19 protein-coding genes, 1 pseudogene and 1 riboswitch are annotated in these 19604 nt (G+C 61.3%); of the genes and pseudogenes, 12 read left to right on the top strand and 8 right to left on the bottom strand.

Translation table 11 applies throughout. From position 1 onward, the window contains the following. A pseudogene (locus EFD55_RS32105) lies at positions 1-290 on the bottom strand (sugar ABC transporter substrate-binding protein); the annotation flags it as partial. A 303-nt stretch (positions 291-593) separates the two neighbouring features. On the opposite strand from EFD55_RS32105, the gene EFD55_RS32110 reads away from it, so the two are divergent. From EFD55_RS32110 to queE, 4 genes are all read left to right on the top strand, one after another. Further along, entirely contained in the window at positions 594-1646 is a 1053-nt protein-coding gene (locus EFD55_RS32110) for a LacI family transcriptional regulator (protein WP_125851035.1), read from the top strand. A gap of 112 nt (positions 1647-1758) precedes the next feature. After that, complete coding sequence (gene queC / locus EFD55_RS32115) at positions 1759-2469, top strand: 7-cyano-7-deazaguanine synthase QueC (protein ID WP_125851037.1); 711 nt, start codon at positions 1759-1761, stop codon at positions 2467-2469. Next, on the top strand, positions 2469-2825 hold the full coding sequence (gene queD, locus EFD55_RS32120) for a 6-carboxytetrahydropterin synthase QueD (RefSeq protein WP_125851039.1): 357 nt from the start codon (positions 2469-2471) through the stop codon (positions 2823-2825). The genes queC and queD overlap by 1 nt, the downstream gene beginning before the upstream one ends. Continuing rightward, positions 2822-3550, top strand: coding sequence for a 7-carboxy-7-deazaguanine synthase QueE (gene queE, locus EFD55_RS32125; RefSeq protein ID WP_125851041.1), 729 nt, complete (start codon positions 2822-2824; stop codon positions 3548-3550). Before queD ends, queE begins: the two co-directional genes overlap by 4 nt. Positions 3551-3562: 12 nt before the next feature. On the opposite strand, the gene EFD55_RS32130 is transcribed toward queE, so the two are convergent. The 6 genes from EFD55_RS32130 to EFD55_RS32155 all read right to left on the bottom strand — a co-directional run bounded on the left by EFD55_RS32130 (position 3563) and on the right by EFD55_RS32155 (position 11681). Further along, positions 3563-4786, bottom strand: a complete 1224-nt coding sequence (locus EFD55_RS32130; protein ID WP_125851043.1) for an adenylate/guanylate cyclase domain-containing protein — start codon at positions 4784-4786, stop codon at positions 3563-3565. A 103-nt stretch (positions 4787-4889) separates the two neighbouring features. Then, the gene (gene nrdF / locus EFD55_RS32135; RefSeq protein ID WP_125851045.1) at positions 4890-5864 is read right to left on the bottom strand and encodes a class 1b ribonucleoside-diphosphate reductase subunit beta; all 975 of its coding nucleotides are present in this window, start codon (positions 5862-5864) and stop codon (positions 4890-4892) included. 16 nt (positions 5865-5880) lie between these two features. Continuing rightward, the gene (gene nrdE, locus EFD55_RS32140; RefSeq protein WP_125851048.1) at positions 5881-8085 is read right to left on the bottom strand and encodes a class 1b ribonucleoside-diphosphate reductase subunit alpha; all 2205 of its coding nucleotides are present in this window, start codon (positions 8083-8085) and stop codon (positions 5881-5883) included. Then, entirely contained in the window at positions 8064-8468 is a 405-nt protein-coding gene (nrdI, locus tag EFD55_RS32145) for a class Ib ribonucleoside-diphosphate reductase assembly flavoprotein NrdI (protein WP_125851050.1), read from the bottom strand. Before nrdI ends, nrdE begins: the two co-directional genes overlap by 22 nt. An 11-nt stretch (positions 8469-8479) precedes the next feature. Beyond that, complete coding sequence (gene nrdH / locus EFD55_RS32150; protein ID WP_125851052.1) at positions 8480-8701, bottom strand: glutaredoxin-like protein NrdH; 222 nt, start codon at positions 8699-8701, stop codon at positions 8480-8482. A 264-nt stretch (positions 8702-8965) separates the two neighbouring features. Then, positions 8966-9191: riboswitch (cobalamin riboswitch) on the bottom strand. A 192-nt stretch (positions 9192-9383) separates the two neighbouring features. After that, positions 9384-11681, bottom strand: coding sequence for a heavy metal translocating P-type ATPase (locus EFD55_RS32155; RefSeq protein WP_125851054.1), 2298 nt, complete (start codon positions 11679-11681; stop codon positions 9384-9386). A gap of 70 nt (positions 11682-11751) precedes the next feature. On the opposite strand from EFD55_RS32155, the gene EFD55_RS32160 reads away from it, so the two are divergent. Together EFD55_RS32160 and EFD55_RS32165 are read left to right on the top strand one after the other, a co-directional pair. After that, positions 11752-12174 (top strand): MerR family transcriptional regulator, encoded by a 423-nt coding sequence (locus tag EFD55_RS32160; protein ID WP_125851056.1) that lies wholly within the window; start codon positions 11752-11754, stop codon positions 12172-12174. Positions 12175-12244: 70 nt separating this feature from the next. Further along, positions 12245-13453, top strand: a complete 1209-nt coding sequence (locus tag EFD55_RS32165; protein ID WP_125851058.1) for a TIGR03862 family flavoprotein — start codon at positions 12245-12247, stop codon at positions 13451-13453. 35 nt (positions 13454-13488) lie between these two features. On the opposite strand, the gene msrB is transcribed toward EFD55_RS32165, so the two are convergent. Continuing rightward, a complete protein-coding gene (gene msrB, locus EFD55_RS32170; RefSeq protein ID WP_125851060.1) occupies positions 13489-13974 on the bottom strand; it encodes a peptide-methionine (R)-S-oxide reductase MsrB in 486 nt (161 codons plus the stop codon). Between the two features lie 297 nt (positions 13975-14271). On the opposite strand from msrB, the gene EFD55_RS32175 reads away from it, so the two are divergent. The 6 genes from EFD55_RS32175 to EFD55_RS32200 all read left to right on the top strand — a co-directional run bounded on the left by EFD55_RS32175 (position 14272) and on the right by EFD55_RS32200 (position 19557). Continuing rightward, entirely contained in the window at positions 14272-15234 is a 963-nt protein-coding gene (locus EFD55_RS32175) for a helix-turn-helix domain-containing protein (protein WP_125851062.1), read from the top strand. Positions 15235-15403: 169 nt separating this feature from the next. Next, complete coding sequence (gene adh / locus EFD55_RS32180; RefSeq protein WP_125851064.1) at positions 15404-16912, top strand: aldehyde dehydrogenase; 1509 nt, start codon at positions 15404-15406, stop codon at positions 16910-16912. A gap of 213 nt (positions 16913-17125) precedes the next feature. Continuing rightward, on the top strand, positions 17126-17518 hold the full coding sequence (locus EFD55_RS32185; RefSeq protein WP_125851065.1) for a DUF779 domain-containing protein: 393 nt from the start codon (positions 17126-17128) through the stop codon (positions 17516-17518). A gap of 188 nt (positions 17519-17706) precedes the next feature. Beyond that, positions 17707-18297: a DJ-1/PfpI family protein gene (locus EFD55_RS32190; protein ID WP_125851068.1), complete on the top strand. Its 591-nt coding sequence runs from the start codon at positions 17707-17709 to the stop codon at positions 18295-18297. 26 nt (positions 18298-18323) lie between these two features. Further along, a complete protein-coding gene (locus tag EFD55_RS32195) occupies positions 18324-18674 on the top strand; it encodes a ribbon-helix-helix domain-containing protein (protein WP_125851070.1) in 351 nt (116 codons plus the stop codon). Positions 18675-18849: 175 nt separating this feature from the next. After that, positions 18850-19557 (top strand): SDR family NAD(P)-dependent oxidoreductase, encoded by a 708-nt coding sequence (locus EFD55_RS32200; RefSeq protein ID WP_125851072.1) that lies wholly within the window; start codon positions 18850-18852, stop codon positions 19555-19557. Positions 19558-19604 lie beyond the last annotated feature (47 nt).

A 19604-nucleotide genomic window follows, 5' to 3' on the forward strand; every position in this document is an offset into this window, starting at 1 on the left:
TCGAGCACGGTATAACCCAGCATCTGCGAGGCCGTCGGATAAGTACCGGCCGCCACCATCGCCTTCAGCGCCGTCATCGCCGCGTCACCGCCACCACCAGCCACCGGCACGTCCTTCCAGGCAAAACCTTCCTTCGACAGATCCTGCTTCAGCACGTTCAAAGCCGCAGCCTCGCCGCCCGACGTCCACCAGTGCAGCATCTGCACTTCCTTCACATCGGCTGCCTGCGCGCCACCAAGACCAGCCATCATCACAACAGCAATAGCCGCCGAACTTAAAAACTTGCGCATGAATTTCCTCCCATTGAAATCGGCGGCGGGACCTCCCTGCCGCCCGATGCTTCCCGCCATTTGGCGGTCAGCATACGGCCGCGCTCCTCCGCGCGGTTGCTAATTTAAAACGTTATAAAGCATTGATCGTCAAGCCCTTTCTCGACACCCGAGAAAAATATGATTACTTCACCATCATGTTGAATATGATGCAGATTTTTTGAATGACTAATAAACTGTCAAAATTTAAAACGTTTTCATTCGTCGATTGCGCACCGGTCTCATCGTGTTATTGTACCGGCAATTCCAGCATGGAAAGCCAGAGTGAGCGAATCGTCCCGGCCGCAGCGCGGCGAAAACCTCGATACCATGCCGAAGCGCGGCAAGCCGACCTTGCGAACGATCGCCACGATCGCTGGCCTTGCGGTGACGACGGTGTCGCGGGCGCTCTCCGATGCGCCGCAAATTTCGCTCGAGACCCGCCAACGTGTGCACCGCATCGCCCGCGAGATCGGCTATCTCCCCGACCGGGCCGCGCAGCGGCTCAAGACGGGCCGTACCAACGTCATCGCCATCCTGCTCGATTCGCATGAGGAAGTGGTCGGCTTCAGCACCTCGATCATGTACGGCATCGCCAAGGCGCTGAAAGAGACCTCCTACCATCTTGTCGTCGCTCCCAACTTCCTGTCGACGACCAATGTCGAGGCTGCCGAATACATCATCCGCAATCATCTGGCCGACGGGCTGATCTTCACGCGAACAGAACCGCTCGACGCCCGCGTCCGCCTGCTGCTCGAAACCGGGTTTCCCTTCATCTGCCACGGCCGCACCGAATTTTCGACACCGCACCCTTATGTCGATTACGACAATTTCACCTTCGCCTATGAGGCGACGCGCCGGCTGATCGCGAAGGGCCGCAGAAAAGTCACGGTGATCCTGCCGCCGAAACGGCTGACCTTCTGCCAGCATATCCTGCACGGCTTCATGACGGCGGTGCGGGAGGCCGGCATCGCCTATGAGATCCCCGAAGCCGTCGATCTCGATACGCCGGCGGATTTGCTGCGCGATTTCATCAGCGCCCGCGCGGCCGCCCTGGAGGCGCCTGACGGCTTTATCTGTCCCGGCGAGGTTTCCGCGCTCGCCGCCATCAGCGGCATGAGCGACGCCGGCCGCACACTCGCCACCGACTACGATATCGTCGCCAAGGAGACGTCCCGTCTTCTCACGCAATTGCAGCCGAAGGTCGATACGATCCACGAGGATCTGACGGCGGCCGGCGAAGATCTCGGCCGCATGCTGCTGCAGCGCATCAACAATCCCGACGTCGCAGATCTGCATCTCCTGCTGCCGCCGCAGATCAATTTTCCGATCGGTTAGACCCGCTCGGAAAGCAGATATCTTAAAACTATTTCCCTGGCGCGTGATTTGTCCTAAAAGCACGCCGTAATCCGGTCGCAGCCCACCCGGTCAAAACAAGGGAATCTAAAATATGAAAACTATCGTCGTCTGCTCCGGCGGACTCGACTCCGTTTCGCTTGCCCACAAGATAGCGGCGGAAGAACAGCTTATCGGTCTCGTCTCCTTCGACTACGGCCAACGCCATCGCAAGGAACTCGATTTCGCCGCCAAATGTGCCGTACGGCTCGCGGTTCCACACCACATCATCGACATCGCCGCCATCGGCGGCCATCTCAGCGGATCGGCCCTGACCGACGATGTCGAGGTCCCTGACGGTCACTACGCCGAGGAGACCATGAAGGCCACTGTGGTGCCCAACCGCAATGCCATCATGCTGGCAATCGCATTCGGTTTGGCGGCTGCGCAAAAGGCGGATGCCGTTGCCGTCGCCGTGCATGGCGGCGACCATTTCATTTATCCGGACTGCCGGCCGGGCTTCATCGATGCCTTCCAGCGCATGCAGAACGAGGCGCTGGAAGGCTATGCCAGCGTCAAGCTGCTTGCGCCCTATGTCGATGTCTCCAAAGCGGCGATCGTGGCGGACGGCGCAAAACACGCCACGCCCTTCGCGGAAACCTGGTCCTGCTACAAGGGCGGCAAGCTCCATTGCGGACGCTGCGGAACCTGCGTGGAACGCCGCGAGGCTTTCCATCTTGCCGGCGTCACCGATCCAACGGAATACGAAGACCTCGACTTCTGGAAAGCGGCCGTCTCGCGATATTCCGCCACGGAGGCGCGCTGATGTACCGCATCACCAAGGAGTTTCATCTCTCCGCCTCGCATCAATTGGATCACCTTCCTGCCGACCATCAATGCGCCCGGCTCCACGGCCATAACTATGTCGTGGTCGTCGAGCTTGCTGCCGAAAGCCTGAATGACGACGGCTTCGTTCGCGACTATCACGATCTCTCGCCGCTCAAACGCTACATCGACGAAACCCTCGATCATCGTCATCTGAACGACGTATTCGGTCATTCGAAGGTCACGTCCGAGTTCCTGGCCAAGCATTTTTACGACTGGTGCAAGCAGCGCTTCCCCGAGACATCATCGGTGCGCATCAGCGAGACGCCCAAGACCTGGGCGGAGTACAGGCCATGAGCGTGGAAACCATTCGCGTCAGCGAGATCTTCGGCCCAACCATACAGGGTGAAGGCGCGTTGATCGGGCTGCCGACGGTGTTCGTCAGGACGGGCGGTTGTGACTACCGCTGTTCCTGGTGCGACAGCCTTCACGCGGTCGACAGCGCGTTCCGGGATCAATGGATTCCCATGTCCACCGAGGCAGTCTGGCTGGAGGTCAAAAAGCTCTCCGGAGGCAAGCCGATGACGGTTTCCCTTTCTGGCGGCAATCCGGCGATCCAGCCCCTGGGACCACTGATCGAGCTCGGCCATTCCCAGGGATACCGCTTCGCACTGGAAACACAGGGAAGCGTGGCGCGGGACTGGTTTCGCGATCTCGACATGCTGGTCTTGAGCCCGAAGGCGCCATCAAGCGGAATGTCGACCGACTGGGAGCAGGTCGACAACTGTCTTCGACTGGCTGCCGGCGGGCCGGAGATCGCGTTGAAAATCGTCGTTTTCAACGATGCCGACTATGTCTTCGCCCAGCAGGTGGGTCAACGCTATCCCTACGTTCCCCTGTTCCTTCAACCGGGCAACCATACGCCGCCGCCGCCCGATGACGACGACGCACGCGTCGATATCGACGGCGTGATGGATCGGATGCACTGGCTGGTCGAGAAAGTGACGGCCGACCGGTGGTTTTCTGTCCGCGTGCTGCCGCAACTGCATGTGCTGCTTTGGGGAAACAAGCGGGGCGTATGAGCCTGCCGGACGCTACCCCTCCGGAAAGGCGAAGACATCGACAGGCTCGCCAAGCCCGCGCAGCGGGAAGGTGCCGAGGCTGTCCATGTCTTTCGCGCAGCCCGCCATTTCGACGAAGGCCCGCGACAGGAGCACCGGGCGCTTGACCTCCTTGGTCAAGTTTTCGAGCCGCGAAGCAATATTGACCGCCGGGCCGATGACGGTGAAATCCAGCCGCCGGCGCGAGCCGATATTGCCGTACATGACGTCGCCGACATGCACGCCGACGCCGTAGCGCAGAGGGTCGCGCCCCATGCGAATGTGCTCCTCGTTCAATTTCGCCATCGACGCCTGCCCTTCGCGGATCGCCTGCAGCAGATCGAGGCAGGCCGTTTCCTTGGCGAGAGGGAAGATCGCCAGCAATCCGTCGCCCATGAATTTCAGAATCTCGCCGCCATACCGTTCGACCGGGTCCGATATCGCATCGAAATAATCGTTCAGCAGATGGATGACGTCATCGCGCGGCCAGAGATCGGAAATCGCCGTAAAGTCGCGCAGGTCGCAGATCATGATCGCCGCGCCGACGGTCGCCCCGCTGCCGCGCGTCGTCGCACCCGACAGGATGTGCTCGCTCGCATGCGGGCCCACATAGGTCTGCAGCAGCGTGCGCGCCATGATGTTCTTCAGCCTGATTTCACTGACAAGGGTCAGCGCCGGCAAGAGATCACGCAGGAAATCGACATGCTCGCTCGTAAAACCGCCCGGCCGGCTGGTCGAAAATGTCACGACGTGCCGTTTGCCGAAGGTATGCTCGACCGGCCAAGCGATATATTCGGTGAGGCCGCTGTCGTGCAGTTCCCGATAAAATGAATCCTCGTCACCGTCGGCTATGTTTTCCAGCTGTCTGCGGACCTCTTCGGCACCCTGATGGATCGCGTTGATGGGACTCGTCAGGAACTCCTGGGTATTTTCGACACCATAGGCGAAAGTGTCGATCTTCGCCTCCGTCAGACCCTCCTTCCAGAGGATGCGGGCGCCGATCCACTGCGGATGGTTCGTCCTGAAATGCAATGTCGCGCGCGCCACCGGCACCCCTGCCGCCATAAGCTTCCCGCACATTTCCACCAGGATGTTGTCGATGAAGCGCTCGTTGCGCGTTTCGTTCACCAGCCAGTCGAGAATGCGCCTCCGGCGGATCGGCCAGATGCCTTCGTCCGTTTCAACGGCAACTTTGGTCCTGTTTAGAAAAGACGACATCAGAAACTCCCGCTAAGCCACACCATTGGCGAGTACCGAATTCAGCTTCCGCTGAATGTGGTCGATCGAGAAGCAAATGATAAGGGGAGGCTGAAATTAAGTCTCAGAAATCCCAATCCTCGTCCTCGGTCGCGACCGCCTTGCCGATGACATAGGAGGAACCCGAACCGGAGAAGAAGTCGTGGTTCTCGTCGGCATTCGGCGAGAGCGCAGACAGGATCGCCGGATTGACCTTGCAAGCCTCGGCCGGGAAAAGCGCCTCGTAGCCGAGGTTCATGAGCGCCTTGTTGGCGTTGTAATGCAGGAATTTCTTGACGTCCTCGGTCAGCCCGACACCGTCATAGAGCGCTTCAGTATACCTTGCCTCGTTATCATAAAGCTCGAGCAGCAGCTCGAAGGCGAAATCCTTGATCTCCGCCTTCCGCTCCTCGCCAAGCCGTTCCAGCCCGCGCTGGAATTTGTAGCCGATATAATAACCGTGCACCGCCTCGTCGCGAATGATCAGCCGGATCATGTCGGCCGTATTGGTGAGTTTGGCACGGCTTGACCAATACATCGGCAGGTAGAAGCCGGAATAGAACAGGAAGCTTTCGAGGAAGACGCTCGCGACTTTCTTCTTCAGTGCATCACCGGAAGCGTATTGCTCCATGATCAGCGCCGATTTCCGCTGCAGGAATTCGTTCTCCTCCGACCAGCGATAGGCATCGTCGACATCAGGCGTCGAGCACAACGTCGAGAAGATCGAAGAATAGGAGCGGGCATGCACCGCCTCCATGAAGGAGATGTTGGAAAGCACTGCCTCCTCGTGCGGCGTCGCCGCATCCTCCATCAGTCTGATCGAGCCGACGCCGTTCTGGATCGTGTCGAGCAGCGTCAGTCCGGTGAAGACGCGGATGGTGAGCTGCTGCTCGGCCGCCGTCAGCGTCGCCCAGGAGGGGATGTCGTTGGAAAGCGGCACCTTTTCCGGCAGCCAGAAATTGCCCGTAAGGCGGTTCCAGACTTCGAGATCCCTATCGTCCTCGATGCGGTTCCAGTTGATGGCGCGCACGCGGCTGACCGGTTTGAATTGCATGTTCATCATTATCTCCGGTCGGTCAAAGTGTGCAGGAAACGCAGCCCTGCACCTCGGTGCCGGACAGCGCCATCTGGCGAAGGCGGATGTAGTAGATCGTCTTGATGCCCTTCTTCCAGGCATAAATCTGCGCCTTGTTGATGTCGCGCGTCGTTGCCGTATCGCGGAAGAACAAGGTCAGCGACAGACCCTGGTCGACATGCTGGGTCGCCGCCGCATAGGTGTCGATGATCTTCTCCGGCCCGATCTCGTAGGCGTCTTGATAATAATCGAGATTGTCGTTGGTCATGAACGGCGCCGGATAATAGACACGACCGATCTTGCCTTCCTTGCGGATCTCGATCTTCGACACGATCGGGTGGATCGAGGAGGTCGAGTGGTTGATGTAGGAGATCGACCCCGTCGGCGGCACCGCCTGCAGGTTCTGGTTATAGAGGCCTGAGGCCATCACGGCCTTCTTCAGTTCCAGCCAGTCTTCCTGCGTCGGAATATGAATGCCGGCATCATCGAACAGCGCCTGCACCTTCTCGGTCGCCGGCCTCCATTCCTGGTTCGTATATTTGTCGAAATATTCGCCGGAGGCGTATTTCGAATTTTCGAAGCCCTTGAAGCTCGTGCCCCGCTCGACCGCCAGGAGGTTCGAGGCGCGGATCGCGTGATAGGTCACCGTATAGAAATAGATATTGGTGAAATCGACGCCTTCCCTAGAGCCGTAAAAGATGCGCTCGCGGGCAAGATAGCCGTGCAGGTTCATCTGGCCGAGGCCGATCGCATGGCTCTCGTCATTGCCCTTCTCGATCGAGGGAACCGAGGAGATATGGCTCATGTCGGAGACAGCAGTCAGCGCCCGGATCGAGGTCTCGATCGTCTTGCCGAAATCGGCGGAATCCATGGCCGCTGCGATGTTCAGCGAGCCGAGATTGCAGGAAATATCCTTGCCGAGATGTTTGTAGGAAAGATCGTCATTGTAGTCGCTCGCCTCGCTCACCTGCAGGATCTCCGAGCAGAGATTGCTCATGGAGATGCGCCCGGCGATCGGGTTCGCCCGGTTCACCGTGTCCTCGAACATGATGTAGGGATAGCCGCTCTCGAACTGGATTTCGGCGATCACCTGGAAGAATTCGCGCGCCTTGATCTTCTTCTTCGCGATGCGGGCATCCGCCACCATCTCGCGATATTTCTCCGTCACCGAAATTTCGGTGAAGGGCACGCCATAGACGCGCTCCACGTCATAGGGCGAGAACAGATACATATCCTCGTTATTCCTCGCGAGCTCGAAGGTGATATCGGGCACGACGACGCCGAGCGACAGCGTCTTGATGCGGATCTTCTCGTCGGCATTTTCGCGCTTGGTATCGAGGAAGCGCATGATGTCGGGGTGATGGGCATTGAGATAGACCGCGCCCGCGCCCTGGCGCGCACCGAGCTGGTTGACATAGGAGAAGCTGTCTTCGAGCAGCTTCATCACGGGGATGATGCCGGAGGATTGATTCTCGATCTGTTTGATCGGTGCGCCGGCCTCGCGGATGTTCGTCAGCGACAGGGCCACGCCGCCGCCGCGCTTGGAGAGCTGCAGCGCCGAATTGATGGACCGGCCGATCGATTCCATATTGTCTTCGACGCGCAGCAGGAAGCAGGAGACGAGCTCGCCGCGCTGCTTCTTGCCGGCATTGAGGAAGGTCGGCGTCGCCGGCTGGAAACGGCCGGCAATGATCTCGTCGACCATATCGCGGGCCAGAGCCTCGTCGCCGCGCGCCAAATTCAGCGCCACCATGCAGATGCGGTCCTCGTAGCGCTCGAGATAGCGCTTTCCGTCGAAGGTCTTCAGAGTGTAGCTGGTGTAGTATTTGAAGGCGCCGAGGAAGGTTGGGAAGCGGAATTTTTTGGCATAGGCCTGGTCGAACAAGTCGCGGACGAAATTGAAGGAATACTGGTCGAGAACCTCCTGCTCGTAATAGCCCTCGGTCACGAGGTAATCGAGCTTTTCGCGAAGATTGTGAAAGAACACCGTGTTCTGGTTCACATGCTGCAGGAAGTACTGCTTCGCCGCCAAACGATCCTTGTCGAGCTGGATCCTTCCCTCGTCATCATAGAGGTTCAGCATCGCGTTCAGCGCGTGGTAGTCGAGTGCATCAGCCGCTTTTAAAGGGCGTTCGCCGGCGGGATGAGCAAAAGTGTTATGCGGTTTTGCGCCCGCATCCCGCGTCAGAGTTGTTCCCGTGTCCAAAACCGTTCCATTCCGTGTTTGACGTTGGCGACGTCGTCTTCGGTGCCCAGCAGCTCGAACCGGTAGAGGTACGGCACCTGGCATTTCTGCGAGATCACGTCGCCGGCGAGCCCGTATGTTTCGCCGAAATTGCTGTTGCCCGCGGCAATCACGCCCCGGAGGTGTCCTCGGTTTTCCGCATCGTTGAGGAAACGGATCACCTGCTTGGGAACAGCCCCCTTGCCGTCGTCGCCGCTATAGGTCGGCACAACAAGCACGAAGGGTTCGCGGATATGGAACGCGTCTGCGCCGCTTGAGGGAATGCGCGCCGCGCGCAGTCCGAGCTTGGCGACAAACCGATGGGTATTCTCGGACCGGCTGGAATAATAGACGATCAGCCCCATCGCTTTTCCGATCAAGAAAGCGCGCTGATCATGTCGGGACGGAAGCCCGCCCAGTGCCGCTCGCCAGCGATGACGACGGGAACCTGCATGTAACCGAGGCTGCGCACACGATCGAGCGCTTCGGCATCCTGCGAGATATCGATGATGTCATAATCGACGCCCAGACGGTCGAGGGCGCGGTAGGTAGCAGTGCATTGAACGCAGGCGGGCTTGCTGTAAACGGTAACGCTCATCATGTTCCTCGTGATGTCAATGAATTCAGGACGCAGGACTGGGATCGGGGCGCCTCGCGGCGTCCAGGCAACGCTTGATAATGATTTGGCAGAGTTGGCGCTTAAACGCCGGATACGATCCCTTGTGGGACTTGCGCGGGCGGCGGCCTTGATATGTTCGACATGACTTCACCCCGAAATGGCTCATGCGGAGGTTCGGGCCTGCGAAACGCGCTGCGGACATGATCGGCAGCCATGCAACGCGACCTTCCGGACACCCCGCCCGTGGACGTTTCGTTCGAGGCAGGTCTCCTGGCTCACGGGTCAAAGCACCCTGCCCCAGCCTTCCCAGAGCATCATGCTCCAGTGACCTGAAATCGGACAGTTGCTCGCCGCTTACAGTTGCGGGGGCAGCTCCGGCATTGCCGCGCCATGATGGCGAAGCGCACCGTATTCCCGTCTTAGCCCTCGATCCTCACGAATCGAAGGAACCTCAAACACTAGATATAGTACGCGAATCGGAATTCACGTCAACGGATGGTTTGTGCATTGCGTTACGGCAGGTTTGAAATCGCTGCATTCCTGTGAAAAACATGGATAACCAAAGCTTAAAGACATGAGGCTGTGGAGAAGGTCCCAGCTCTGCGATTTTCGATTCCCGATCAAGCTCGAATCGTCGGGTCTCAGTCGAATCGAGGAACATTCATGCCTTTATTTGAAGCAGCCTTAGCGCGTTGATCGTCACCAGCACGGTGGCACCTGTATCGGCGAGGATCGCCGGCCAGAGTCCAGTGATGCCGGCAATCGTCGTCACCAGGAAAACCGCCTTCAGCCCGAGCGCGATGGTGATATTCTGCAGGATATTGCGCATCGTCCGCTTGGAAAGCTCGATCATCCGCACCACGTCGCCGACACGGCCGTGCAACACGGCGGCATCCGCCGTCTCCAGCGCCACATCGGTGCCCCCGCCCATGGCAATGCCGATATCGGCTGCGGCGAGCGCAGGGGCGTCGTTGATCCCGTCGCCCACCTTGGCGACGATAAAGCCCTCACGCTTCAGTTCGCCGACGACCCGCTGCTTGTCCTCGGGCATCATCTCGCCGCGCCAGTCGATGCCGAGCATGCCGGCCACGGCCGCTGCCGTGCGTTTGTTGTCGCCGGTCAGCATGATCGCCTTGACGCCCGCCGATTTGAGCGTGGAGAGACCGGCCTTGGCATCCTCGCGCGGCTCGTCGCGCATGGCGATCAGGCCGGCCGCCGCACCGTTGACGAGCAGCACCGATACGCTCTTGCCCTCGTCGTTCAATGCTGTGATGCGCGCGTCCTGTTCCGCGCCGAGCGCACCGCGTTCGCGGGCGGCAGGCGGCGACAGCAGATCCAGCGTCTCGCCGCCGACTTTGCCGCTGACACCCTTGCCGGGCAGCGCTTCCAGCTCGAAGGCCGGCGGCACGGGAACGCCGTCCGCCTTGGCGCGGTTGAGGATCGCCAGCGCCAGCGGATGGCTGGAACCCTGCTCCAGTACCGCCGCGCGCGACAAGACCTGAGCCTCGCCCAGCCTGAAGGCAATGATGTCGGTCACCTGAGGTTTGCCTGCCGTCAGCGTGCCTGTCTTGTCGAAGGCGACCATCGTCACCTTGCCGAGTGTTTCCAGCACCGCGCCGCCCTTCATCAAGAGCCCGCGCCGTGCCCCGGCCGACAGCGAAGCGGCGATCGCCGCCGGCGTCGAGATGACAAGCGCGCAGGGGCAGCCGATCAAGAGGATAGCAAGACCCTTGTAGATCCATTCGCTCCACGAACCGCCGAAAAATAGCGGCGGAACGATCGCGACGAGTGCTGCGACCACCACCACGCCCGGCGTGTAATAGCGTGAGAACCGGTCGATGAAGCGCTCCGTCGGCGCCTTCGATTCCTGCGCTTCCTCCACCAGCTTGACGACGCGTGCGATGGTATTATCAGCGGCGGCCGCCGTGACGCGAACCCTCAGCACCGCGTCGCCATTGACCGTGCCGGCAAAAACGATGGCATCGACGCCCTTGCGCACCGGCGTGCTCTCGCCCGTCACCGGAGCCTCGTCGATCGCGCTCTCGCCTGATACAATGATGCCGTCCGCCGAGATGCGATCACCCGGACGAACCATGATGATCGCGCCGACAGCAAGACTTTCCGCAGGCACCTCCCGAGTCTGTCCATTGTCTTCGAGCAGCGCTTTCTTCGGCACCAGGGCCGTCAGCGACTGGATGCTTTCGCGCGCCTTGCCCGCAGCCACACCTTCCAACATCTCACCGACGAGGAACAGGAAGACGACGGTTGCCGCCTCTTCGCCGGCATTGATGATAACGGCGCCGACGGCCGCGATCGTCATCAGCATTTCGATCGAGAACGGCGTGCCTGAGAGGGCCGCCATGACCGCCCGCCGCGCGATCGGCACCAGACCGACCAGCATGGCGACGATGAAGGCATAAGATGCAACCGCCGGCACGAGATGGCCGATGGCATAGGCGGCAACGAGCGCCACACCCGAGAGGATGGTCAGCCGGCCCTTCCTGCTCTGCCACCAGGGGCCGGCCATCGGCGCATGATCATGTCCGTGCAGGCCTTCGATTTCCTTCTCGCCATGGGCGTGATCATGACCTGCGTGATCATGTCCCTCATGACTTTCATGATCGTGGTCATGGCTCGCATGATCATGGTCGTGGCCTGCGTGATCGCCGTGATCGTGGTGGTGGTGGTCATGGTCGTGACGATGGTGCGAACCGTGTTCATGCGCAGGCGCTGCCCCTCCGGCAAGCGGCGCGACGGAATAGCCGAGCCCCGTCACCCTCTTCTCGATTGCCTTGAGGTCGCTGCTGCCGTCATGCCGGACGGTCATCGTGCCTGCCATCACCGAGACGGAAACATCGGCGACGCCAGCCACGCGTCTGACTGCCGTGTCGATCTTGGTTGCACAGGCGGCGCAATCCATGCCGCCAACCCGGTATCGTGTCTCGCTCGTCTCAGCCATCGTCGCTTCCTTGCCAAACAGAAGCATCCCTCCTACATCCTCTAGCGACTAGAGGTGCAAGAGGAAAATCATGAAAAAAATAACGATCGGCGAAGCCGCCAGCCAGAGCGGCGTGAAGGTGCCGACGGTGCGTTATTACGAGAGCATCGGCCTGCTTGTGGCGCCGAGCCGTAGCGAAGGCAACCAGCGCTCCTTCGAGCCCGCCGACATCAGCCGCCTCGCCTTCATCCGCCATGCCCGCGAGCTCGGCTTCGAGATCGAAGCCATCCGAACGCTGCTGACCCTGCAGGACGATCCGCACCAGTCCTGCGCCTCGGCCGATGCCATCGCCAAGGCGCGCCTCGTGGAGGTCGAGCAGCGCATCCGCAGCCTGATGGCGCTGAAGGCCGAGCTGGAAACCATGGTGGAAGGCTGCGGCCATGGTCGCGTCGACCAGTGCCGCGTCATCGAGGTCCTCGCCGATCACGGCCAGTGCAGGCATTCGCATCATTGACGGCTTGCGCCCTTGCGGGCGATCCCAGCCCGCGCCAAAACTGCCCCAGACAGAATCGGGCAAGACACCAATGAACCAGAAGCAGATTGCAGTCATCGGCGGCGGCCCGGCGGGCCTTGCGGCTGCGGAACTGCTTTCACTCTCCGGCCATGCGGTGACGGTCTATGACGCCATGCCGACCTTCGCCCGCAAGTTCCTGCTGGCCGGCAAATCGGGCCTCAACATCACCCACTCCGAGGATTATGCGCGCTTCGCCAGACGCTTCGGCACGGCCTCCGCCCGCCTGCGCCCGGCTCTCGATGCCTTCACCCCCGATGATATCCGGGATTGGGCTGCAGGGCTCGGGACCGAGACCTTCGTCGGCTCCTCCGGCCGGGTCTTCCCGGCGGTGATGAAGGCCTCTCCTTTGCTGCGTGCATGGCTCCGGCAGCTGGAAAACCAGGGCGTTGCGCTGCGCACCCGCCATCGCTGGACCGGTTTTGCCGATGGCGGCCATGTTTTCGAAACGCCGGAAGGGCGCACCATCGTCCATTGCGACGCAGCCCTGCTGGCGCTCGGCGGCGCAAGCTGGCCGCGCCTCGGCTCCGATGCCAGCTGGTTACCCTTGCTATCGGAGCGAGGGGTCGAGGTCGACGCCTTCCGGCCGGCCAATTGCGGCTTCGTCGTCGGCTGGTGCGCAAGCTTCAGCGAGCGTTTCGCCGGCGAACCGGTAAAGTCGGTCACCGCCACATCCGATGCCGGCACGTTTCCCGGCGAATTCGTCGTCACCGCAGGCGGCATCGAAGGCAGTCTTGTTTACGCCCATGCCGCCGCGTTGCGCGACCGGCTGCAGAGCCATGGCAGGGCCGTCTTGACGCTCGACCTGGCGCCCGGCCGGCCGATCGAAAGGCTGGCGCGTGATCTTGCGCGGCAGGACGCCAAATCAAGCTTCTCCAACCGCCTGCGCAAGGGCGCCGGCCTCGACGGCGTCAAGGCGGCATTGCTGCGGGAACTCGTCTCCGAAGAGGAGCGGACCGATCCCGAACGGCTGGCAATAAGGATCAAGGCCCTGCCGATCCCGCTTCTCGAAACCCGGCCGATTGCCGAGGCGATCTCCTCGGCCGGCGGCATCCGCTGGAGCGGCATCGACGACGCCTATATGTTGAAAGCCCTGCCGGGCATCTTCGCCGCCGGCGAAATGCTCGACTGGGAAGCGCCGACCGGCGGTTACCTTCTCACCGCCTGCCTTGCATCCGGCCGGGCGGCAGCGCGCGGCATCGACGACTGGCTGCGGCGCTAAACACAAACCGGACCCCTGCATCGTCTTTCCCCGGATCAGGCCGAGGCCGGATGGAATGTCATGGCAATGCCGTTCATGCAGTAGCGAAGCCCCGTCGGCTTCGGGCCGTCGTCGAAGACATGGCCGAGATGGCCGCCGCAGCGGCTGCAATGCACTGCCGTGCGCGCCATGCCGAAGGTGGTGTCATTGGTCGTGCCGACGGCATTGTCGAGCGGCGCCCAGAAGCTCGGCCAGCCCGTGCGGCTGTCGAATTTGGTCGTCGAGGAAAAGAGCTCCTGGTCGCAGCCGGCGCAGGCGAAGTTGCCCTTCCGCTCCTCGTGCAGCAAGGCGCTGCTGAAGGGATATTCCGTCCCCGCCTGACGCAGGACGGCATATTGATCCGGCGTCAGCAACTTGCGCCATTCTTCCTCGGTGTGAGTCACCGCAAACGTTTCGCCGGCGATCGCCTTCTCGCCCAGGCCCAGGCGAACCGCAAGCGCGCCGAAACCGGCGCCCATCAACAGCAATCGTCTATTCAGCATGGCCGGATCTCCTCATCTGGCAAACCTTGCTTCTGCACCGAACTACGGGGGCAAAGGGTTTTTTGTTACACAAGATGCCGCTCAACACCGAAACGTGATCCCGGCTATTTCCCCCTGCGAAATTCGCATCGCTATATTCCATCAGATATTACGCCAGTCCGCGAGACAGAGGCCGACAAGGTTCCGGTCATATTATCGCGAGCCGCAAGGCGACGTTCTCGCCGGCCGCCGGTGCCGCCCGATTGCAAACCGGCCGCTTTTCTATCAGACTATGCTGAAGTTCCGTGGGAGGAGCAGATGCACGAACAGTCAGCGCACGCGGAGCATGTCTATACCTCTGCGCAGCGCAATAATTCAGCCGCCGCGAGTTCTCCGATCGTCGCTTCCTGGCGGCGCTGCATGACCATGCACCAGCTCGCCCCGGAAGATGAACGTGCGCCGCTGCGCCTGACCGACGAAGAATTCCACCATGTTCGCGAGCAGTCCGAACGACTGATCGCCGGTGCGACCGAAGAGCTCGACCGCCTCTTTACCACAGTCGGCAAGGCCGGCTGCTGTATCCTTCTGACCGACAGGAACGGCATTGCGCTGGAGCGCCGGGGCGCTGTCGGCGACGACAAGGACTTCCGCGAACTTGGCCTCTGGATCGGTTCGGTATGGACCGAGGCGAGCATCGGCACCAACGGCATTGGCACGGCACTTGCCGACGAGCGCGCCGTCGCCATCTTTCGCGACCAGCATTTCTTCTGCTCGAATATCCGGCTGAGCTGCACGACGGCGCCGATCCGCGATCATCGCGGTGAGGTTGCCGCCGCCCTCGACATCTCCACCTGCCGCGAAGACGTCAGCGAAATGACGCTGGCGATCCTGACGCAGACCGTGCGCGATGCGGCGATGCGCATCGAACTCAACCTGTTCCGTTCGGCCTTTACAGGCGCCCGGTTCCTGATGGTCCCGGCCGGCGCCAATTCCGCGGCCGCTCTGCTTGCCGTCGACAGGCACGACCTCGTGCTTGGCGCAACCCGCGCCGCCCGCATTGCGCTGCAACTGGACGACAAGCGGATTGCCGCCGGTATCCCCGCCGCCGATGCCCTCCAGGAAGCGAGCGTCTCGCAGCAGGAAGAGATCGTCGAAGCGGAAAAGGCAGCCCTGCTGCGGGCGCTGTCGCGCACCAGCGGCAACGTCTCGCAGGCGGCGCTCGCCCTTGGCATCAGCCGCGCCACGCTCCACCGGAAGATGAAGAAGTTCGACCTGCATTAGGCAGTTGCCGCGGAGTCCCACGAACATTGCAGTCATGACGCGATCCTGTCGCATCTCTGCGACAGTGTGCGGTGCGGTATTGGTGCAACGCCCTATTCCCTCCGGCAAAACATGCACATTTTCCTCCTACTGGTTCGCTGACGAACCTGGATCATCACGGGAGGATGACATGCTTCATCAAAAAATCGTCGAATCGCCGTTCAAGCTGAAATACGGCAACTACATCGGTGGCGAATGGCGCGAGCCGGTCGAAGGCAAATACTTCGAAAACCTGACGCCAGTTACCGGCGGAAAGCTCTGCGACATTCCCCGCTCCAACGAAAAGGACATCAATCTGGCGCTCGACGCCGCCCATGCGGCCAAGGAAAAATGGGGTCGGACCTCCGCCGCCGAGCGCTCCAATATCCTGATGAAGATCGCCCAGCGCATGGAAGACAAGCTGGAGTTGCTCGCCCAGGCCGAGACCTGGGACAACGGCAAGCCGATCCGCGAAACCATGGCCGCCGACATTCCGCTGGCGATCGACCATTTCCGCTACTTCGCCTCCTGCATCCGCGCCCAGGAAGGTTCGATCGGCGAGATCGATCATGACACGGTCGCCTATCACTTCCACGAGCCGCTCGGCGTCGTCGGCCAGATCATTCCGTGGAACTTCCCGATCCTGATGGCGACCTGGAAACTGGCCCCCGCACTTGCCGCCGGCAACTGCGTCGTGCTGAAGCCCGCCGAGCAGACCCCGGCTTCGATCCTGCTCTGGGCCGAACTTGTCGGCGATCTTCTGCCGCCCGGCGTTCTCAACATCGTCAACGGTTTCGGCATAGAGGCCGGCAAGCCGCTGGCGACCAGCCCGCGTATCGCCAAGATCGCCTTCACCGGCGAAACAACGACCGGCCGGCTCATCATGCAATATGCCAGCCAGAATCTCATTCCAGTGACGCTGGAGCTCGGCGGCAAGTCGCCGAACATCCTCTTCGCCGATGTGATGGCCGAAGACGATGATTTCCTCGACAAGGCGCTCGAAGGTTTTGCGATGTTTGCCCTCAACCAGGGCGAAGTCTGCACCTGCCCGAGCCGCGCCCTTGTCCAGGAATCGATCTACGACCGCTTCATGGAAAAGGCCGTCAAACGCGTCGAGGCGATCAAGCAGGGCAACCCGCTCGACACCGCGACGATGATCGGCGCCCAGGCCTCGACCGAGCAGCTGGAGAAGATCCTCGCCTATCTCGACATTGGCAAGCAGGAAGGCGCCGAGGTGCTGACCGGCGGCTCGCGCAACGATCTCGGCGGCGAACTGGCGAACGGCTATTACGTCAAGCCGACGATCTTCAAGGGCCACAACAAGATGCGTGTGTTCCAGGAGGAGATCTTTGGGCCGGTAGTTTCGGTCACGACCTTCAAGAACGAGAAGGAAGCGCTCGAAATCGCCAACGACACGCTCTACGGCCTCGGCGCCGGTGTCTGGAGCCGCGACGCCAATCGCTGCTACCGTTTCGGACGCGAGATCCAGGCCGGCCGCGTCTGGACCAACTGCTACCATGCCTACCCGGCTCATGCGGCCTTTGGAGGTTACAAGCAGTCCGGCATCGGCCGTGAAACCCACAAGATGATGCTCGATCATTACCAGCAGACCAAGAACATGCTGGTGAGCTACAGCCCGAAGGCGCTCGGCTTCTTCTGAGAAGCGTAGCTTGGCGGGAGGGAGTCTCAACGCCCCTCCCCAGCCCCTCTCCACAACGGGGAGGGGCTTAACTTGTTAAACCGCCTCATTCTAAAATCACGCATCTCCTTGCTGGAATTTAGATGAGGCAAGCTGACGGAGCGGCATCGTAACCCCTCCCCCTTTGTGGGGAGGGGTTGGGGAGGGGAATCCCGAAACTTTGGAGGAAGAACCATGGAAACCACCGTCAATGGCGAACCGCGCGTTCTCGCAACCGATGCAGCCCTCGATCTGATCGGCGAAATCAGGCGCGACCATCCCGACATCCTCTTCCACCAGTCCGGCGGCTGCTGCGACGGCTCCTCGCCAATGTGTTATCCTGCCAATGAATTCATGATCGGCGACAGCGACGTCAGGCTCGGCGAAATCGGCGGCGTGCCGGTCTATATCAGCGCCAGCCAATTCGAGGCATGGAAGCATACCCAGCTTATCATCGATGTCGTGCCCGGCCGCGGCGGCATGTTCTCGCTCGACAACGGCAGGGAGAAACGTTTCCTCACCCGCTCCCGCCTCTTCGGCGGCGGTGAGGCCTGCGCCGTGCCGGGTGTGGCCTTCAAGGCGGTCTAGTGCAGGTCGCTCAAAGCTGGACAGCGATTTTGAGACGGCAGCATGCGAAAGAGAACCCGAAGCACATTGCATAGCATCGGTCTCGTGCGCGTAGTGTCAGGTGGGAATTTCACCTGTAGTATTCCCATAGTACCTTCTCACCGCCGCTTTTTGTTAATCTCCGCCTGTTGGTTTCAAAGGAGGATCCGATGCCAGCTTCAAAAATCCTGATGAGTGACTTCACCGAAGATTACGAAACGATGGTGCCGTTCCAGACGCTGCTCGCCTGCGGCTATACGGTCGACGCCGTCTGTCCCGGCAAGCGGGCGGGCGACACCGTCGCCACCGCCATTCATGATTTCGAGGGTGACCAGACCTACTCCGAAAAGCGGGGGCATAATTTCGCGCTTAACGCCACTTTCGAGAGCGTACGCGCCGAAGACTACGATGCCCTCGTCATCCCCGGCGGCCGCGCGCCGGAATATCTGCGCCTGAATGCCGACGTCATCAAGTCAGTCCGGCACTTCTTCGATGCCGGAAAACCAGTCGCCGCCATCTGCCACGGCGCACAGCTGCTTGCCGCCGCCGGCGTACTGAAGGGCCGCACCTGCTCGGCCTATCCCGCCTGCCGGCCGGAAGTCGAACTTGCCGGCGGCATCTACGCCGATATTTCGATCACCGACGCGGTCTCGGACGGCAACCTGGTCACGGCACCGGCCTGGCCGGCCCATCCGTCATGGCTGCGCCAGTTCATGGCCGTGCTCGATGCCGCGGCTCTGCTGGAAACGACCGCCGCCTGAGGAGGGCGACACCGGGGGAGGACGACATGTGCGAATTGTTCATCAAGGCGGATGCACTGCTCTGGGAAAGCACCACCCGGTCGCTGCGCATCGACGGCATGGTCACCAGTGTCAGGCTGGAGAATTTCTTCTGGTCGAAGCTGGAGGAAATCGCCCGGCGCGACAGCATGAATGTGGTCCAGCTGATTACCCGCCTGCACCATGAATCGATCGATGTCGGCCACGATCTCGGCAACTTCACGTCCTTCCTACGGGTCTGCTGCGCCCGCTATCTCGACCTGCAGCTGACCGACGACATCCCGGCGGATCTTAGCCGTCCGATCGCAGACCTCGACGCGCCTGTCATCCTCAGCCGCGAACGAGCAAGATATCACTGAATGCAAGCCCGACAGGTCCATCGGACGATGACGAACGGAACTGCCCGCGGATAGCTCCGCGGGCAGTTCCGCAAGATGTTTGACCTTGTCCTGGGCGCCGGGCTTGCGCTGCCGGGCAGCCTGGATCAACAATGCGCGGTATCGTCCAAGATAGGCACAGCCGGGAGATCGAGCCATGAACGACCAGAAAGCCGTGATCGTCACGGGAGCCGGCGGCAATCTCGGCAGTGCCGTTGTTCGTGAACTGGCCGCAGCCGGCGCGAAACTCGTCTGCATGAACCGTTCGAGCCATGAGCTGGAAGCTTTGGCCGGCGAGCTTCCCGCTTCCGCCGAGTTTCTATCGATCGCTGGAACGGAGCTCACCGATTACGCCTCTTGCGCCGCCGCCGTCGCGCGGGCGGTCAAGCGCTTCGGCGGCATCGGCGCATTGGTCAACACCGTCGGCGGTTTCCGGATGGGACCGGTCGGACCCGATGCCCCCGTGCAATGGGATATGATGATGACGGCGAATGCCCGTACTGCGCTGACGATCAGCGCCGCGGTTCTCCCGACGATGAAGGCTGCCGGCTATGGCCGCATCGTTCACATCGCCGCCGCCCCCGGCCTGAAGGCCGGCGCCAACCAGGCCGCTTACGCCGCTTCGAAGGCCGCCGTCATCCGGCTGACCGAAGCGATCGCCGCCGAATGCCGCGACGACCGCATCACCGCCAACTGCATCCTGCCCGGAACGATCGACACGCCTGAGAATCGCGCGGCCATGCCCAACGCGAAGACGGACGGCTGGGTATCGCCGCAATCGATCGCACGCCTCGTCGCCTTCCTGATTTCGCCGGCTGCAGCCGTCGTCACCGGCGCAGCGATCCCGGCAACGGGCCTGGAATAGCGGAAGGATTCGTTACAGGCCTCTGGTGTGAGGTACAGTCGTTTTGA

This window comes from Rhizobium pisi (assembly GCF_003938655.1).
Classification (GTDB): domain Bacteria; phylum Pseudomonadota; class Alphaproteobacteria; order Rhizobiales; family Rhizobiaceae; genus Rhizobium; species Rhizobium pisi.